Origin of the sequence: Nocardioides sp. dk884 (assembly GCF_009557055.1) — a bacterium.
Taxonomy (GTDB): domain Bacteria; phylum Actinomycetota; class Actinomycetes; order Propionibacteriales; family Nocardioidaceae; genus Nocardioides.
Window position 1 is genome coordinate 3,390,498 of the sequence record NZ_CP045649.1, and the last position, 15,252, is coordinate 3,405,749.

Here is a 15,252-nt window from a genome sequence, read left to right on the forward strand (position 1 = left end):
GTCGGTGTCGAGACGGGTCAGAAGTTGATCATGTGGCCGGCGATGCCCTCGACGGCCTCCTTGACCGCCTCGGTCAGCGTCGGGTGGGCGAAGACGTTGCGGGCCACCTCGTCGGCGGTGAGGTCCCACTTCTGCGCCAGCGTGAGCACCGGCAGCAGCTCGGTCACGTCGGGACCGATCATGTGCGCGCCGAGGATCTCGTTGTGCTCGGCGTCGGCGACGACCTTGACGAAGCCGACCGCCTCGCCGAGACCCTGCGCCTTGCCGTTGGCGGCGAAGGGGAAGGTCGCGGTCTTGACGTCGTAGCCGAGCTCCTTGGCCTGCGCCTCGGAGTAGCCGAACGAGCCGATCTGCGGGGAGCAGTACGTCGCGCGCGGGACCATGTCGAAGTCGACAGGCATGGTCTCGACGCCGGCGATGGTCTCCACCGCGACGATGCCCATGGCCTCGGCCACGTGGGCGAGCATCATCTTGCCGGTCACGTCGCCGATGGCGTAGACGTGCTCGACGTTGGTGCGGCCGTACTCGTCGATCGCGATCGCGCCGCGCTCGGTCAGCTCCACACCGGTGTTCTCCAGGCCGTAGCCCTCCAGGCGCGGGGCGAAGCCGAAGGCGGCCAGCATCTTGTCGGCCTCGAGGACCTGGCTGTCGCCGCCCTGGGCGGGGCTGACGGTGACCTTGACGCCGGAGCCGGTGTCCTCGACGTTCTCGACCTTGGTGGAGAGCAGCACCTTGATGCCGAGCTTCTTGTAGTGCTTGAGCAGCTCCTTGGACACGTCGGCGTCCTCGGTGGGGACCATCCGGTCCAGGAACTCCACGATCGTCACGTCGACGCCGAAGTTCTTCATCACGTAGGCGAACTCGACGCCGATCGCGCCGGAGCCGCCGATGATGATCGAGCCGGGCAGCTCGGAGTCGAGGATCTGCTCCTCGTAGGTCACGACGTTGGCGCTGCGCTTCATCCCGGGCAGCATCCGCACGGTCGCGCCGGAGGCGATGATCAGGTCGTCACAGGTGTAGGTGGTGACGCCGTCCTTGCCCTTGACCTCGATGGTCTGCTTGCCGTCGCGCTCGCCCTGCAGGGTGCCCCAGCCGTCGATCTCGACGATCTTGTTCTTCTTCATCAAGAAGTGGACGCCCTTGACGATGCCGGCCGAGACCTGGCGCGAGCGGGCGTGGGTGGGGCCGTAGGCCATCGTGGCGTCGCCCTCGATGCCGTACTTCTTCTTCTCGTGCGTGAGCGTGTGCGCGAGCTCGGCGTTCTTCAGCAGCGCCTTGGACGGGATGCAGCCGACGTTGAGGCACACACCGCCCCAGTACTTCTCCTCCACCACGGCAACCGACTTGCCGAGCTGGGAAGCGCGAATCGCGGCCACGTAGCCACCGGGGCCGGCACCAAGGACGAGGACATCGAAGTGGGAGCTCACGGGCCTTAGCGTAGGGCTGTCGCGTGCGTCACCCCAAGGCGGCCCGCGGCGGGCACTAACCTGTCGGACGTGACGCTGTACGCCGCCTACGGGACCAACCTCGACCCCGCACGGATGGGCGAGCGCTGCCCGCACTCGCCGCTGCGCACGACCGGCTGGCTGCAGGGCTGGCGGCTGACCTTCGGCGGGGAGGAGCACGGCTGGGACGGCGCGCTGTCCACGATCGTGCAGGACCCCTTCGAGCAGGTCTTCGTGGCGGTGTACGACGTGACCCGCGAGGACGAGTCCAACCTCGACGGCTGGGAGGCCGCCGACCTCGGGCTCTACCGCAAGACCAAGGTGCGGGTCGCGACGATGACCGGCGAGGTGGTGACCTGGACCTACGTCCTGGACGCCTACGAGGGCGGGCTGCCCTCCGCGTCGTACCTCGGGGTGCTCGCCGACGCCGCCGAGGCGGCCGACGCGCCCGCGGACTACGTCGCGGCGCTGCGGCGGCGCCCGTGCCGCTCCACCGGGCTGTGACCCGCGGCACCGGGAATTGGTGAGCACACCCCTCCCGCGTCCACGAATCTCCGTCCAGCCCCGCGCCGGGCGTACGCTGCCTCGGTGAACGAGCAGTCTCCTTACACCCTGGCCGACGAAGCCGCCGCGCGGCTCGCAGAACTCACCGGCGTGGAGCGTCACGACGTGGCGCTCGTGCTGGGCTCCGGCTGGCTCCCCGCCGTCGACGCACTGGGCGAGGCCACCGCCGAGATCGCCACCACCGACCTGCCCGGCTTCAGCGCCGCCGCGGTCGCGGGGCACTCGGGCAAGATCCGCTCGGTGCGCGCCGGGGACCGCAACCTGCTGGTGTTCCTCAGCCGCACCCACTACTACGAGGGCCGCGGCGTCCCGGCCGTCGTGCACGGCGTGCGCACCGCCGCCGCCGCCGGCTGCCGCGCGATCGTGCTGACCAACGGCTGCGGCGGCCTCAAGGAGACCTGGTCCCCCGGCACCCCGGTGCTGATCAGTGACCACATCAACCTCACCGGCCGCTCCCCTATCGAGGGCGCGAACTTCGTCGACCTCACCGACCTGTACTCCAGCCGGCTGCGGGCGATGTGCCGCGAGGTCGAGCCGAGCCTCGACGAGGGCGTCTACGTGCAGTTCCCCGGCCCGCACTACGAGACCCCCGCCGAGATCGGGATGGTCCGCGCGATCGGCGGCCACCTGGTCGGCATGAGCACCACCCTCGAGGCGATCGCGGCCCGCGAGGCCGGCATGGAGGTGCTCGGCATCAGCCTGGTCACCAACCTCGCCGCCGGCATCAGCGGCCAGCCGCTCAACCACGAGGAGGTCCTCGAGGCCGGGCGCGCTGCGGCGACCCGCATGGGCGACCTCCTCGGCCGGATCGTCCCCCGGATCTGACTCCGATGTCCTCCGAGACCACGCGCCAGGCGCTCATCGACGCCGCCTGCCGGGCGTTCGCCGAGAACGGCGTCGAACGTGCCTCGCTGCTCGAGATCACCCGGCAGGCCGGCCAGCGCAACCGTGGCGCGGTGCACTACCACTTCGGCTCGCGGGCCGGGATGCTCGTGGCGGTCCTGGAGGAGCAGGTGGAGTTCCTGCGGGGGTACGTCGGCGACCTGCTCGCCCGCGCCGAGGCCCGGCCGGGCGAGCTCGAGCCGCTGGTCGATGCCTTCGTCGAGCCGGCCGTGGCCCTCGCCGCCCAGGGGTGGAAGGGCCAGTGCTTCCTGCGCATCGTCGCCGAGCTGCTGGCCACGCAGTCCGAGACCTCCCTCCCGCCGGCGGTCTACGACGTGATCGCCAGCACCCGGGTCTACGAGGTCTCCCGACTGCTGGACCAGCAGCTCGCCGAGCTGCCCCCGGCGGTGCGCGAGCTGCGGACGACCCTGACCATCGGGTTCGCGGTGCGTGCGGTCGCCGAGCGGGCCAAGGGCCGGGTGGACTCCCCGCAGATCGAGTGGCTCGACGACGAGACCTTCGAGGCCGACCTCAAGGCGATGTGCCTGGCGATGCTCAGCGTCGCGGCGCCTCGTGCGTCGACCAGATAGCCTGCGTCCGTGCCCCGCATCTCCGGCGACTCCCTGCAGCAGCACCGCGAGCTGCTGCACCGACGGGTCTTCGACGCCTTCGCCGCGCTGATGGGCGAGCACAGCTTCGACGCGATCTCGATGGCCGCGATCGCGCAGCGCGCCGAGATCGGCCGCACCGCGATCTACCACCACTTCCCCGACAAGGAAGCGGTGATGGTGGCGTTCGCCAGCCACGAGACCGCGCGCTACCTCGAGCAGCTCGACGACCTGCTCGACGGGATCGCGGAGCCCGAGGAACAGCTGCGCGTCTACCTGCGCCACCAGCTCGCGGCCGGCGAGCAGTTCCACATGGGCCTGGGCACCCAGGTCTACGGCCTGCTCTCCGATGAGGCCCGCCGTGCGATCCGCGGCCACGTCGTCGCCGTCGAGGACGTGCTGCGCCGCATCCTGGTGGCCGGCACGGAGGGCGGACAGTTCCGCATCGTCGACCTGGACAGCACCATGTCGCTGATCCACGCCTGCCTCAGCCCGCGCCACCTGCCCTCGGACGCGATCGAGCGGTTCGTGCTCCGCGGCGTCGGCGCCGACGCCTGAGCTTCTGTCTCGCCGCCCGTGGTGGCGGCGGCGGGCGCTGGCGGGCGGGTGGAGGTTACAAACCGCGCAATTGCGCGGATAAACACCGCTCCCGAGCCACCGCAGGTACTTTGCCCAGCAATTGCGCTGTTACGCGCAGCCAGCGGCCGCCGGCGGCGTACCGTTCCCGGCCGACTGGCAGGGGCAGGGGCGGCGCGGGTTGCGGTCACAAACCGCGCAATTGCGCGGATAAACACCGCCCCCGAGCCACCGCAGGTACTTTGCCCAACAATTGCGCGATAACGCGCAGCCAGGGGGCGGCGGCGTCCGCGCCCGGACGTACGACGGCCCCGGCACTCTCGCGGAGTGCCGGGGCCGTCGCGGGTGACGGGGTCAGCGCGTCACTTGGTGACCTTGTACTGACGCTTGACCACGGTGGCCTTGTAGTCCGGGGTCGCGAGCAGCTTCACGGTGACGGTGTAGCTGCCCTTCTTAGCCTTGGCGAGCTTGACGCTGACCTTGCCGGCCTTGTTGAGCGTGACCGTGCGGACGGCGCCGACCTTCTTGGCGCCCTTCTTCACGGTGACCTTGGCCTTGCCGGTGGCCTTGCCGTACTTGCCGCCGAAGGTGACCGCGACCTTGCCGGCCTTCTTGGTGGTCGGCTTGCTCAGGGCGACCTTGGTCTTGGCCTTCACCTTGGCGAGGCGGGCCCACGGGATCGAGACCGGGGTGACGGTGTCCTGGGACGTGGTCGAGTGGGTGTGCGCGCGCCAGGTGTAGAGGGCGTACTTCGTGCCCTTCTTCAGCTTGGCGGTCGGGACGTTCACGACCCGGGTGAAGGACCCGTCGACGATCTGGTCGCCGGTGACCCAGTCGATGCCGACCATCTGCGCCATGCCGGCGTCCATGTCGTCGAAGTCGATCTCCGCGCCGGCCGGGGCGACACCCACGTAGACGCCGTTGTCGCCCGGGTTGCCGTCGGTGGCGCTGAAGCCGCTGCCGGTGACCTTGAGGTCGAGGCCCGAGGAGGGACGTGCGCCGGCGATGGAGGTGGTGATGCTCGGGGCGGCAGCGGCCACGTCGGCCTCAAAGGCGGCGACGGCCTTCTTGGCGTCCGAGGCGGCACCACTCGCATGGAAGTGCGCGCGGACGCCCGGCGTCAGCTGGGCGAGGAACTCCGGGTGGAAAGCCTTGCCGTCGACCGGCTTGCCGGCGGCGAGGCCGAGCGCGACGGCGGTCTCGGAGTCGGCGGTCAGTACGCCTTCCCACGCGGGGGTGCCGCTCAGGGTGCCGTCCACGAGCGTGGCGCCCGAGAACTCCGCGACAGTGACCCGGGCGGGCGTCGTCTCTGCCGGCTCGGCGGGCGCGCCCTGCGTACCCGACACGAGCGCGGTGATCTCCCCGTCGCCGGCCTCGTCCACGGTGATCGCCGGGTCCTCGACGCGGACGGAGTACATCGTGCCGAAGGCGCCCAGGACGCTGCCGCCGTAGGTCAGCGTCGTCAGGTCCCCCACGGTCTCCGCGGACTCCGCGGCGAAGGTGATCGCCCCGTCGGCGAAGGTCGCACCCTCGGTGGCCGTGATCGCGGTGCCGGGGACGTAGGGAGCGGTGAAGTGCTCGACGAACTGCTGCGAGATCGACCAGCGCAGGGTCGGGGCGGTCTCCGCGGCCTGGGCGGCGGGGGCGATGGCGAGCCCGGCGGCGACGAGCGCGCCGGTGGCGCCGAGGGCCGCGAAGCGGCGGCCTCGGGTCAGGTGGGTCATGGGGTTCCTTTCAGCGGGAGGGTGGAGCGATGGCGTCAGTGACGCCGGGAGACCGGGAGGGGGACCCCACCGGGAAGAAGCAGGAGCAGGGCGCTGAGCAGCAGCGCGGAGCCGCCGACCCACCACCACGGCGAGCCGGAGACAGCGGCGGCATCGGTGCTCGGCGCGGAGGCGGCCAGCTGGGTCGAGGCGGGCAGGGTGCCGGTGCCCTCGGCGGTCGCAGTGCCGACCGCGCCCGCAGGCACGCCGGCGCCGGGCAGGCCGCCCGCGGCGAGCGCGCCGCTCGCCGGGTCCGATGTCCCGGGGGCGACACCTCCGACGGTCGGCGCGTCGGTGCCGGTGGCCGGCGGCGGCGTGACGACCGGGTTCGACGGGGTCGCGGACGGCTCGTCGCTGGGCGTCACCGCAGGGGGCGCCACCTCGCGGGCGGTCCAGCTGAACGTCATCGGCAGCGGACGCTTGGTGCTGTCGGTCGAGAGTCCGGTGGAGTACCAGAACTGGTCGGTGTTCAGCGGCACCAGGTAGCTCACGAAGCTCTGCGGGAACGAGCCCCACTCGTCGCCCTCGCGCCGCTGCGGCTCACTGCCGCCGCTGGTCCGCACCCCGTCGTACGCCGGCTGCACGGTCGTGCCGAGCACGCCCAGGTCGACGTCGGGGAGGTCCACGATGGTCGCGGAGCGCTGCGGGGCGCGCTGCCAGCGGGTGGTGTCGTTGCGGTCGGCGTAGAAGCCGCCCATCGTGGCGGTCACCCGGCCGACGCCGTCCTCGACCTCGAGGCGCGGGTCGCTGATCGTGAAGACGGTGTTGCCGCCGTAGTAGACGACCGTGAAGGTGCCCTTCCAGGAGACCTCCGCGTCGCCGGAGGCCGGGTCGACGGTGCCGGTGCCGCCGCGCATCACCACGTGGTGGTCGCTGAAGTCGCGCTCCATGCCGATCGAGGTGCGGCCGTCGGCGGTGGTGCCGAGGCCCTTCCAGGTCGCTCGGGCATAGCTGCCGTCGGGTCGGCGCTTCTGGATCTCGGTGTTGCCCTGCACGGCGCGCCACTGGTCCTGGCGCAGCTGCCGTCCGCCGCCTCCGGGGTTGGCCACGCCGGCGGCGAGGAAGTTGATCGAGAGCGGGTTGTGCGAGCGCGCGTTGCTCTGGTTGCTCACGCCCCAGCGGAAGACCGCCTCGCTCACCTCGAGGACACCGGTCTCCTCCGGGTCCTCGGTGGGACCGGTCGTGGGCTCGCCGGTCGGGTCGGTGCTCGGCGGGTCCGAGGGGGTGGGCGTGGGCGTGCCGGAGGGCTCCTCGGTCGGCCCCGTCGTCGGGTCGGCGGTCGGCCCCGTGGTGGGGACGGGCGTGGGGACGAGGGTGGGGTACGGCGTGGGTTCGGCCACCGGCCCGGCCTCGGCCGCACCCGCTCCCCCGCCGACGGCCACGCCGAAGCAGGTCAGGGCGAGCGCCGCCGCACCCGCGGCGAGGCCGCGTCGGGCCAGGAGGCGTCGGGCCGGGATGCGTCGGTCAGCGCGCGGCACGGCGAGACCTCCGCAGGCGCAGGATGGTGAGCACGAGGGCGGCGAGCAGCACGACCCCGGCGGCGGCCGCGAAGACCACCGCGGCGCGGTCGGAGTCCTCCTCCTCCTCGGCCGAGGTCTCCTCGGCGTCGTCGGCGGAGGTCACGGCGAAGCTGACGGTCGGTGCGTCCTCGACGCCGAAGACCCGCAGCTCGTGGGTGCCGGGCCGGGTGTCGGCGGGCAGGCCGATCACGCCGGCGATGCCGCCGTCGGCGCCGACCAGGAACGGCCCGGCCGCGGCGGCACCGTCGTCCAGGACGACGGTGACCTGGCGTCCGGCGGGCAGCCCGCTGCCGGTGAAGGACAGCACGTTGCCGACCGAGGCGGAGGCCCGGTCGACCTCGAGCGCGGGCTTGGCGCCGCGCGCCGGCTTGCCGGAGCCGGGAGCGGTCGTGGGGGTCCCCGACTCCCCCGCGCCCGACCCGGCGGCCGCGCCGGCGCCGGCACCGGAGCCGGAGCCGGTGCTCGTCCCCGCACCGGACCCAGCCTCCGAGGACGTGTCCTCGGTGGCGGCGCCCTCCTCGGAGCCGGCCGGCTGGTCGGCGTACACCTCACGCACTGGGAGCGGGGTGAAGGTCTCGTTGTTGGCGTTCTTGACGCCGTGGGCGCCGATCGTGATCACGCCGCAGGTGACCTCGCGGCAGTCGACGGTGCGCACCGAGCCGTTGCGCCCGACCGCCTCGAACACCGGGCCGGGGACGACGAGCTGGACCCGCCAGGAGCCGTTCTCGCTCATCGACCCGCCGTTGGCGGACGCGGCGGTGTCGGATCCGGGGAACGCGACGTAGCGCTGGTGCCCGGCGTTGTTCTTGGACTCGCTGTCGGGGACGTAGACGTAGTTCTCGCCCGAGACCCCGCCCTTGCTGGGCTGCCAGGCGCCGGAGACGGTGCCGAACCAGACGTAGACACCGCCGTGGCCGCCCTTGACGGACTGGAACCCGCTGCCGCTGACGGTCAGCGTCGTGGAGTAGCTGTCGTCGATCGCGGCGCTGCCGCGGTCGTTGACGACCGTCACCCGCCCGGCGGCGTGCGCCGGGGGCGCGGCGGCCGGGACGATGACGGCGGCGGTGGCCAGCGCTGCGAGCGCGGCGGTCACACGGCGGAGCACGAGGCCTCCTCATCGGTGGCGGCGGCGCTCGCGCCGCCGCGGAGCCGGACGGGGACGACGACCAGGCGGTCGTCGTGGTGCAGGACGTCGACGGGGTGCGCGTACACCTCGGTCAGCAGCTCGCCGGTCAGCACCTCGGCCGGCGGGCCGTCCGCGCGCAGCCGGCCGCCGGCGAGCACGCAGACCCGGTCGGCGTACGCCGCGGCGAGGGAGAGGTCGTGGAGCACGACCACCACCGCGGCGCCGGCCTCGGCGACCTCGCGCACCACCGACAGCAGCTGCTCCTGGTGGCGGATGTCGAGGGCCGCGGTCGGCTCGTCGAGGAACATCACCGGGGTCTCCTGGGCCAGCAGCCGCGCGAAGGAGGTGCGGGCCTGCTCACCGCCGGAGAGGGTCGGGAAGAGGCGCTCGGCGAGGTCGGTGACGTCGGCGCGCGCGAGGCTGGCCTCGACGACCTCGTCGTCGCGGTCGGAGGCCGGAGTGCGGTACCACGGCGAGCGGCCCATCCGGACCACCTCCTCGACGCGGAAGCCGAAGGCCAGGCCCTGCTTCTGCAGCTGCACGCCGCGCTCGCGGGACAGCTCCTTGGCCGAGTGCTTGGCGATCTTGCGCCCGCGCAGCTCGACGTGGCCCTCGGTCGGGTCGAGGTCGCCGGAGAGCACGCCCAGGAGCGTGGACTTGCCGGCGCCGTTGGGCCCGACCAGCGCCACGACCTCGCCGGGGCGCACCTCGAGGTCGACGTCGGCGAGGATCGCGCGGCCCTCGATGCGGACCCCGACCCCGTGGGTGGTGAGGACGGCGCTCATGCCCAGCCCCCCGCCGTACGACGGGCGCGGCGCAGCAGCCAGAAGAAGAAGGGGCCGCCGATGAGCGAGGTCAGCATTCCGATCGGCAGGTCGGCGTAGGCGATCGCGGTGCGCGCCCAGAGGTCGGCCAGGACCAGCAGGACCGCGCCGCCCAGCGCGCTGGCCGGCACCAGCATCCGGTGCCCGGGCCCGGCGATCATCCGGATCAGGTGGGGCACGACCAGGCCGACGAAGGCGATGATCCCGCAGAACGCGACGGCCGCGCCGGTCAGCAGCGCGACCACCACGATCGCGACGATGCGCAGCCGCTCGACGTCGACGCCGACGTGGCGCGCGGCGCGGTCGCCGAGGGCGAGCAGGTCGAGGCGCGGCGCCAGCAGCAGGGCCGCGACGATGCCGGCGAGCGCGAGCGGCGCGACCACGCCGACGTACTCCCAGCGCGAGCCGTTGAGGCTGCCCAGCTGCCAGAAGACGATCTCCTCACGGGCCTGCTGGTCGCCGAGGAAGAGCAGGAAGGCCAGGCCGGCGCTGGTCACCGCGTTGATCGCGATGCCGGTCAGCACCAGCGTGACCACCTCGGTGCGCCCGCCGGAGCGCGACATGACGTAGACCAGCAGCGTGGTGACCAGGCCGCCGACGAACGCGCACAGCGCGATGGTCCAGGTGCCCGCGAAGGTCCAGCCGAAGACGATGACGGCCGCGGCGGCGAAGGCCGCGCCCGAGGAGACCCCAACGACGCCCGGCTCGGCGAGCGGGTTGCCGAACACGCCCTGCATCAGCGCGCCCGCGGCGGCCAGCGCGGCGCCGGCGAGGGCGGCCATCACCACGCGCGGGAACCGCACCTGCCACAGCGTGTTCTCGCCCTGCGGGTGGCTGGGCAGCGGCCCGGCGTCGATGCCGAGGTGGTGCAGCACCGAGCCGAGCACCTCGGAGGCGGGTACGTCGAGCTGGCCCTGCCCGGCCGCGACGACGATCGCGGCGAGCAGGGCGACCCCGAGGCCGCCGAGCAGGCCGATGCGTCCGGCGAGCGAGGCGATCGCCCCGCGTGGGCGCGTGCCGCTGCCGGGCGCGACGGAGACGCTCGTCACGAGAGGGCCTGCGGGGCGTACAGCGCGACGGCGAGGGAGTTCAAGGTGGTGGCGGCCGCGGGGCCGAAGCCGAGGATCTGGGAGTCCTCCATGGTGACGATGCGCTTGCTCTGACCCGCCGGCGTCTGGGCGAGCGCCGGGAGGCGCTCGAGCAGCCCGTCCGTGCCGCCGACGGAGTCCAGGCCCTTGGTCATCATCAGCACCACGTCGGGCTGGGCGTCGACCAGGCCCTCGTCGGTGACCGGCTTCATGCCGTTCCACCCGATCTCCCCGGCCACGTCGTAGAGGCCGAGCGCGTCGATGAGGGAGTCGGCGCCGGAGTCCTCGCCGAACATGTAGTAGACGCCCGACTGGCCGCGGACGTAGAGGAACACCGCGCGCAGCTTGTCGCGGCGCTCGCCCGGCGCGACGTCGGCGATCTGCTCGGTCACGGCGTCGACCTCGGCCTGCGTGCGCTCGGCCAGGGCGGCGCCCTGCTCGGGCACGCCGAGCGCCTCGGCGACGTCCTCGATCAGCGTCGAGACGGTGTCCAGCGAGCGCTCGGAGTCGACGACGACGACCGGGATGCCGGCGTCGCGCATCTGCAGGATCGCGTCCCACGGGCCGAGCGAGGTGTCGGTGATGATCACCGTCGGGTCCAGCTCGAGGATCGCCTCGGCGTTGAGGTCGTGGCCGTTCTGGGTCACCAGCGGGAGGTCGGCGGCGGCGTCGAACTGGGTGGCGATCTCACGACCGACCACCTGATCGCCCAGGCCGAGCTCGAAGACGGTGCGCGACAGGGTGCCGTAGATGTCCAGCGGCAGGATGCGGCTCGCGTCGGTGATGGTCACCTCGGTGCCCTGGGCATCGGTGACGGTGACCGGCAGCTGCGGCTCCGCCTGCTCCACGACCGGCTCGACCTGCTCCTCGGCGACCGCGTTGACCGAGCCCTCCCAGTCGCGCACGTCGTCGAGCGGCTCGACCTCGGAGAGCGGCGGCGCGGCCGCGCCGGCGTCCTTGCCACCGCTGGAGCCGTTGTCGCCCACGGAGACTCCGCACCCGCTGAGCAGCGTGGCGGCGGCCACGACCGAGATCGCGAGGCCAGACCTCAGACGGCGCGCGGGGGTGATCATGAGACATCCATCCGTTTCAGTGAGCAGCCCCCGAGCGGGCCGGTTCCATCCTGGAAATCTGAGAACGCTGGCCAAGCCAGTAAGCCGAGCCTAACATTACTTAGGTCCACCTAACTGATTTCTCCCACCTTCTTGACAAGATGTCACAATCTTTCTGACACTGTGTCTGATCCCGGGCATGCTGGTCGTGCCCGACACCCGCCAGGCCCCCGGCCACCGCTCGCAGGAGTTCCCATGACCATCGTCGACGCCGATCTCGACATGCCGCTCTCGACGGCGATGCGCCAGGGATCGCTGGCTCAGCACAGCGATGCCGAGAACGCGACGTTCACCTCCGAGCTGATGGCCGGGCGCATCAACGAGGCGGGCTACACCGACTACCTGCGCCTGCTGCGTCGAGTTTACGCGGCCCTCGAGGAGGTCGGCCGTGATCTGGCCGACGACCCGATCGCCGCGGAGATCTACGACCCGGCCCTCGACCGGCTCGCCGCGATCGAGTCCGACATCGCGCACTGGAGCGGCGGCGGCTCCCTCGACATCGACAGCCCCGCCGCCACGGCGTACGCCGAGCGGGTGCGGGCGGCGGCCTCCTCGCCGCTGAAGTTCATCGCCCACCACTACACCCGCTACCTCGGCGACCTGTCCGGTGGTCTGGCGATCGGGCGCATCATCGACCGCACCTACGGCTCGACCGGCGAGGGCGTCGCGTTCTACGACTTCGCGACCATCGCGAAGCCCAAGGACTACAAGGACGGCTACCGCGCCCGCCTCGACGCGCTCCCCCTCGACGCCGCCCAGCGCGCCGAGGTGGTCGCCGAGGTGCAGCAGGCGTTCCGCCACAACCAGGCGCTCTTCGACGAGCTCAGCGCCCGCATGGACGCCTACCGCCGCTGACCCGGCGCACGTCTGATCCTGACCTCCTGACCGCGGTCGGCCCTCGGGCCGGCCGCGGTCAGTGCGTCTCGGGAGCGTGCTGGGCCAGCCGCTGCGCGAGACCCGGGCGGCACCCGCGCATCATCTGCTCGTGGTTCCAGGTCAGCAGCGGCCGCGCCACCCGGGAGGCGACCGCGAGCGCGCCGACGACCACGACGTCCTGGGCGAAGTCCAGCCGCGCGCCGGTGCCCTCCTCGGTCACGGTGAACCGGACGCTCCCGGCCAGGTCGCCGGAGACCTCCACCTCCAGCACCGGCAGCTCCCGGGTGACCGCGTGCAGCACCAGGTCGAGGGTGTAGGGCAGCACCGAGCGGCACAGCACCCGGGCGTCGTCGGGGCCCAGCGAGGCCACCGCCACCACCTGCGGCCACCACAGCGGGTAGCGCTCGAGGTCGACCACCACGTCGCGCACCCGCTCCGGGGAAGCCGCCACGCGCCAGGAGTCACCGAAGGAGTACGTCGCTCGCACCCGCCCAGCATGCCGACCGCCTGGTCGAGCCCGCCCGAGACCCCGGCTCCGCACGGACCGCCCGCACGACGTACTAGCGTTCGGTGCATGACTTCCCCCGAGGTGGACCTGCTGCTCTCCCGCGCCCGGAGCTGGGCGGCCGAGGACCCCGACGAGCACACCCGCGCCGACCTCGAGGCGATGGTGCGCGAGGTCGAGGCGGGCGGCGACCCGGCGCAGCTGGCCGACGCGTTCCACGGCACCTTGGAGTTCGGCACCGCCGGACTGCGCGGCGCCCTGGGCGCGGGGCCGAACCGGATGAACCGGGTCGTCGTGCTGCGGGCCGCGGCCGGGCTCGCGGCGTACCTGCGCGACACCGGCGCCCGCCCCGGCAGCCCCGTGGTGATCGGGTACGACGCGCGCCACAACTCCGACGTCTTCGCCCGCGACACCGCCGAGGTGATGAGCGGCGCCGGCTTCACCGCGCACCTGCTGCCCCGCCCGCTGCCCACGCCGCTGCTGGCCTACGCGATCCGCGAGCTCGGCTGCGTGGCCGGCGTGATGGTGACCGCGAGCCACAACCCGCCGCAGGACAACGGCTACAAGGTCTACCTCGGTGACGGCAGCCAGATCGTGGCCCCGGCCGACGCGGAGATCGCGGCCCGCATCGACGCGGTCGGGCCCGTCTCCACGATCCCGCGCGGCACGTCCGCCCACGTCCTGGACGAGACCATCGTGGACCGCTACCTCGACGTGGTCGCCGGGCTGGCCGGCGACGGACCGCGCGACCTCGACATCGTCTACACCCCGCTGCACGGCGTCGGCGGGGCCTCGGTCGTGCAGGTGCTCGAGACCGCCGGGTTCTCCACCCCGCGCGTGGTCGCCGAGCAGGAGCAGCCGGACCCGGAGTTCCCGACCGTCGCGTTCCCGAACCCGGAGGAGCCGGGCGCGATGGACCTGGCGATGGCGCTCGCCGCCGCCCACCGCGCCGACCTGGTGGTGGCCAACGACCCCGACGCCGACCGCTGCGCGGCCGCGGTGCCGGGCCCGCACGGCTGGCGGATGCTGCGCGGCGACGAGGTCGGCGCGCTGCTCGCCCACGCGCTGCTGGCGCGCGGCGCCGAGGGGGTCTACGCGACCACGATCGTGTCCTCGACGCTGCTGTCGAAGATGGCCGCCGCCGCGGGGCAGCCGTACGCCGAGACGCTGACCGGCTTCAAGTGGATCGGCCGGGTCGAGGGGCTCGCCTTCGGCTATGAGGAGGCGCTGGGCTACTGCGTGGACCCCGAGCACGTGCGCGACAAGGACGGCGTCTCCGCGCTGCTGCTGCTGTGCGAGCTCGCCGCGAGCCTCAAGGCCGAGGGCCGTTCGCTCACCGACCTGCTCGACGACCTCGCGCGCACCCACGGCCTGCACGCCACCGACCAGCTGTCGGTGCGCGTCACCGACCTCGCCGAGATCGGCGCCGCGATGTCCCGTCTGCGCAGCACCCCGCTGACCACCCTGGGCGGCCTGGCCGTGGAGGGCGTCGACGACCTCAACCTGGGCAGCGACCTCCTGCCCCCGACCGACGGGCTGCGCTACCGCCTCGCGGGCGGCGCGCGGGTCGTCGTACGACCGAGCGGGACCGAGCCCAAGCTGAAGTGCTACCTGGAGGTCGTCGTACCGGTGGAGGCCGCCGGGTCCGGCACCGACGCCGTCGACGCCGCGCGGATCAACGCCGCCGGCCGCCTCGACGCGCTGCGCGGCGACATCCGGGCGGCCGCCGGGATCTGAGAGCCGCTCAGACCGCGAGGGTGATCACGAAGCCGACGACCGCCGCGACCAGCAGCACGATCTCGGCCCAGGCCGGCTGACGGCGCACCTCGCGGCCGAGCTCGACCTGCTCCGCGGACCGCGGGCGGATGCCCCTGGCCGCGGCGGCGTCGTCGGCGAGGTGCCGGATCCGCTGCTCGACCATGTCGGGGTACGACGAGGGCACCGCGCTCGCGCTGTCCTGCTCGGCCCGGCGGCCCTTCATCGCCTGGCGCAGGCTGCGCCCGACCGCCGGCGAGACGTAGCGGCGGTCCCCGGCGCGCACGGCGGTGACCTGCTGCACCGCGACCTGCTCGACGGCGGCCAGCGGGATCGTGACGGTCTCGAACATGTTGCGCATCACCAGCGACTCGGTGGTCACCCACATCGCGGGACGCAGCATGGAGGCCCAGGTGAGCACCCCGATCGCGACCGCGGCGGCGAACACCGGACCACCGAACCCGCTGTCCGGATCGAGCAGGCCGAGCACGAGCGCGACCGCGACCAGGACCAGCCCGATCGTGCCCATGATCCGTCCACTGGTCGGCTTGAACCGCTCCACGACCTGCTCGGTCACGCCACACTCCTCGGGGCCGGCGCACGGGGCG

Annotated in this window: 15 protein-coding genes; 6 read left to right on the plus strand and 9 right to left on the minus strand. The window is 72.9% G+C overall.

Annotation, left to right across the window (positions count from 1 at the left end; translation table 11 throughout):
* Positions 1 to 17: 17 nt before the first annotated feature.
* The gene (gene lpdA / locus GFH29_RS16280) at positions 18 to 1,427 is read right to left on the minus strand and encodes a dihydrolipoyl dehydrogenase (RefSeq protein ID WP_153324828.1); all 1,410 of its coding nucleotides are present in this window, start codon (positions 1,425 to 1,427) and stop codon (positions 18 to 20) included.
* A 69-nt stretch (positions 1,428 to 1,496) separates the two neighbouring features.
* Between lpdA and GFH29_RS16285 the strand changes: the two genes are divergently transcribed.
* From GFH29_RS16285 to GFH29_RS16300, 4 genes are all read left to right on the plus strand, one after another.
* Positions 1,497 to 1,949 carry a gamma-glutamylcyclotransferase gene (locus GFH29_RS16285; RefSeq protein ID WP_153324829.1) on the plus strand — a complete coding sequence of 151 codons (453 nt, stop codon included), beginning with the start codon at positions 1,497 to 1,499 and terminating at the stop codon, positions 1,947 to 1,949.
* Between the two features lie 84 nt (positions 1,950 to 2,033).
* Entirely contained in the window at positions 2,034 to 2,834 is an 801-nt protein-coding gene (locus tag GFH29_RS16290; RefSeq protein ID WP_153324830.1) for a purine-nucleoside phosphorylase, read from the plus strand.
* Between the two features lie 5 nt (positions 2,835 to 2,839).
* A complete protein-coding gene (locus GFH29_RS16295; RefSeq protein WP_153324831.1) occupies positions 2,840 to 3,481 on the plus strand; it encodes a TetR/AcrR family transcriptional regulator in 642 nt (213 codons plus the stop codon).
* Between the two features lie 9 nt (positions 3,482 to 3,490).
* Positions 3,491 to 4,057, plus strand: coding sequence for a TetR/AcrR family transcriptional regulator (locus tag GFH29_RS16300; RefSeq protein ID WP_153324832.1), 567 nt, complete (start codon positions 3,491 to 3,493; stop codon positions 4,055 to 4,057).
* A gap of 380 nt (positions 4,058 to 4,437) precedes the next feature.
* Here the strand turns inward: GFH29_RS16300 and GFH29_RS16305 are convergent, their stop codons facing one another.
* From GFH29_RS16305 to GFH29_RS16330, 6 genes are read right to left on the minus strand one after another with little or no spacing between them, the layout of a single operon-like run.
* Complete coding sequence (locus tag GFH29_RS16305; protein ID WP_153324833.1) at positions 4,438 to 5,799, minus strand: HtaA domain-containing protein; 1,362 nt, start codon at positions 5,797 to 5,799, stop codon at positions 4,438 to 4,440.
* Positions 5,800 to 5,834: 35 nt separating this feature from the next.
* The gene (locus GFH29_RS16310; RefSeq protein WP_153324834.1) at positions 5,835 to 7,316 is read right to left on the minus strand and encodes a hypothetical protein; all 1,482 of its coding nucleotides are present in this window, start codon (positions 7,314 to 7,316) and stop codon (positions 5,835 to 5,837) included.
* On the minus strand, positions 7,303 to 8,463 hold the full coding sequence (locus tag GFH29_RS16315) for a hypothetical protein (RefSeq protein ID WP_153324835.1): 1,161 nt from the start codon (positions 8,461 to 8,463) through the stop codon (positions 7,303 to 7,305). Before GFH29_RS16315 ends, GFH29_RS16310 begins: the two co-directional genes overlap by 14 nt.
* Positions 8,448 to 9,269 carry a heme ABC transporter ATP-binding protein gene (locus GFH29_RS16320; RefSeq protein WP_153324836.1) on the minus strand — a complete coding sequence of 274 codons (822 nt, stop codon included), beginning with the start codon at positions 9,267 to 9,269 and terminating at the stop codon, positions 8,448 to 8,450. The genes GFH29_RS16315 and GFH29_RS16320 overlap by 16 nt, the downstream gene beginning before the upstream one ends.
* Positions 9,266 to 10,357: a FecCD family ABC transporter permease gene (locus GFH29_RS16325; RefSeq protein WP_153324837.1), complete on the minus strand. Its 1,092-nt coding sequence runs from the start codon at positions 10,355 to 10,357 to the stop codon at positions 9,266 to 9,268. Before GFH29_RS16325 ends, GFH29_RS16320 begins: the two co-directional genes overlap by 4 nt.
* Positions 10,354 to 11,469 (minus strand): heme/hemin ABC transporter substrate-binding protein, encoded by a 1,116-nt coding sequence (locus GFH29_RS16330; protein ID WP_153324838.1) that lies wholly within the window; start codon positions 11,467 to 11,469, stop codon positions 10,354 to 10,356. The genes GFH29_RS16325 and GFH29_RS16330 overlap by 4 nt, the downstream gene beginning before the upstream one ends.
* A gap of 234 nt (positions 11,470 to 11,703) precedes the next feature.
* Here GFH29_RS16330 and GFH29_RS16335 point away from each other — a divergent pair, with 234 nt between their 5' ends.
* A complete protein-coding gene (locus GFH29_RS16335) occupies positions 11,704 to 12,363 on the plus strand; it encodes a heme oxygenase (biliverdin-producing) (protein WP_153324839.1) in 660 nt (219 codons plus the stop codon).
* A 58-nt stretch (positions 12,364 to 12,421) separates the two neighbouring features.
* On the opposite strand, the gene GFH29_RS16340 is transcribed toward GFH29_RS16335, so the two are convergent.
* Positions 12,422 to 12,871 carry an SRPBCC family protein gene (locus GFH29_RS16340; RefSeq protein ID WP_153324840.1) on the minus strand — a complete coding sequence of 150 codons (450 nt, stop codon included), beginning with the start codon at positions 12,869 to 12,871 and terminating at the stop codon, positions 12,422 to 12,424.
* A gap of 87 nt (positions 12,872 to 12,958) precedes the next feature.
* Between GFH29_RS16340 and GFH29_RS16345 the strand changes: the two genes are divergently transcribed.
* Positions 12,959 to 14,626, plus strand: a complete 1,668-nt coding sequence (locus GFH29_RS16345) for a phospho-sugar mutase (RefSeq protein WP_153324841.1) — start codon at positions 12,959 to 12,961, stop codon at positions 14,624 to 14,626.
* A gap of 7 nt (positions 14,627 to 14,633) precedes the next feature.
* Here the strand turns inward: GFH29_RS16345 and GFH29_RS16350 are convergent, their stop codons facing one another.
* The gene (locus tag GFH29_RS16350; RefSeq protein ID WP_153324842.1) at positions 14,634 to 15,221 is read right to left on the minus strand and encodes a hypothetical protein; all 588 of its coding nucleotides are present in this window, start codon (positions 15,219 to 15,221) and stop codon (positions 14,634 to 14,636) included.
* Positions 15,222 to 15,252: the final 31 nt, after the last annotated feature.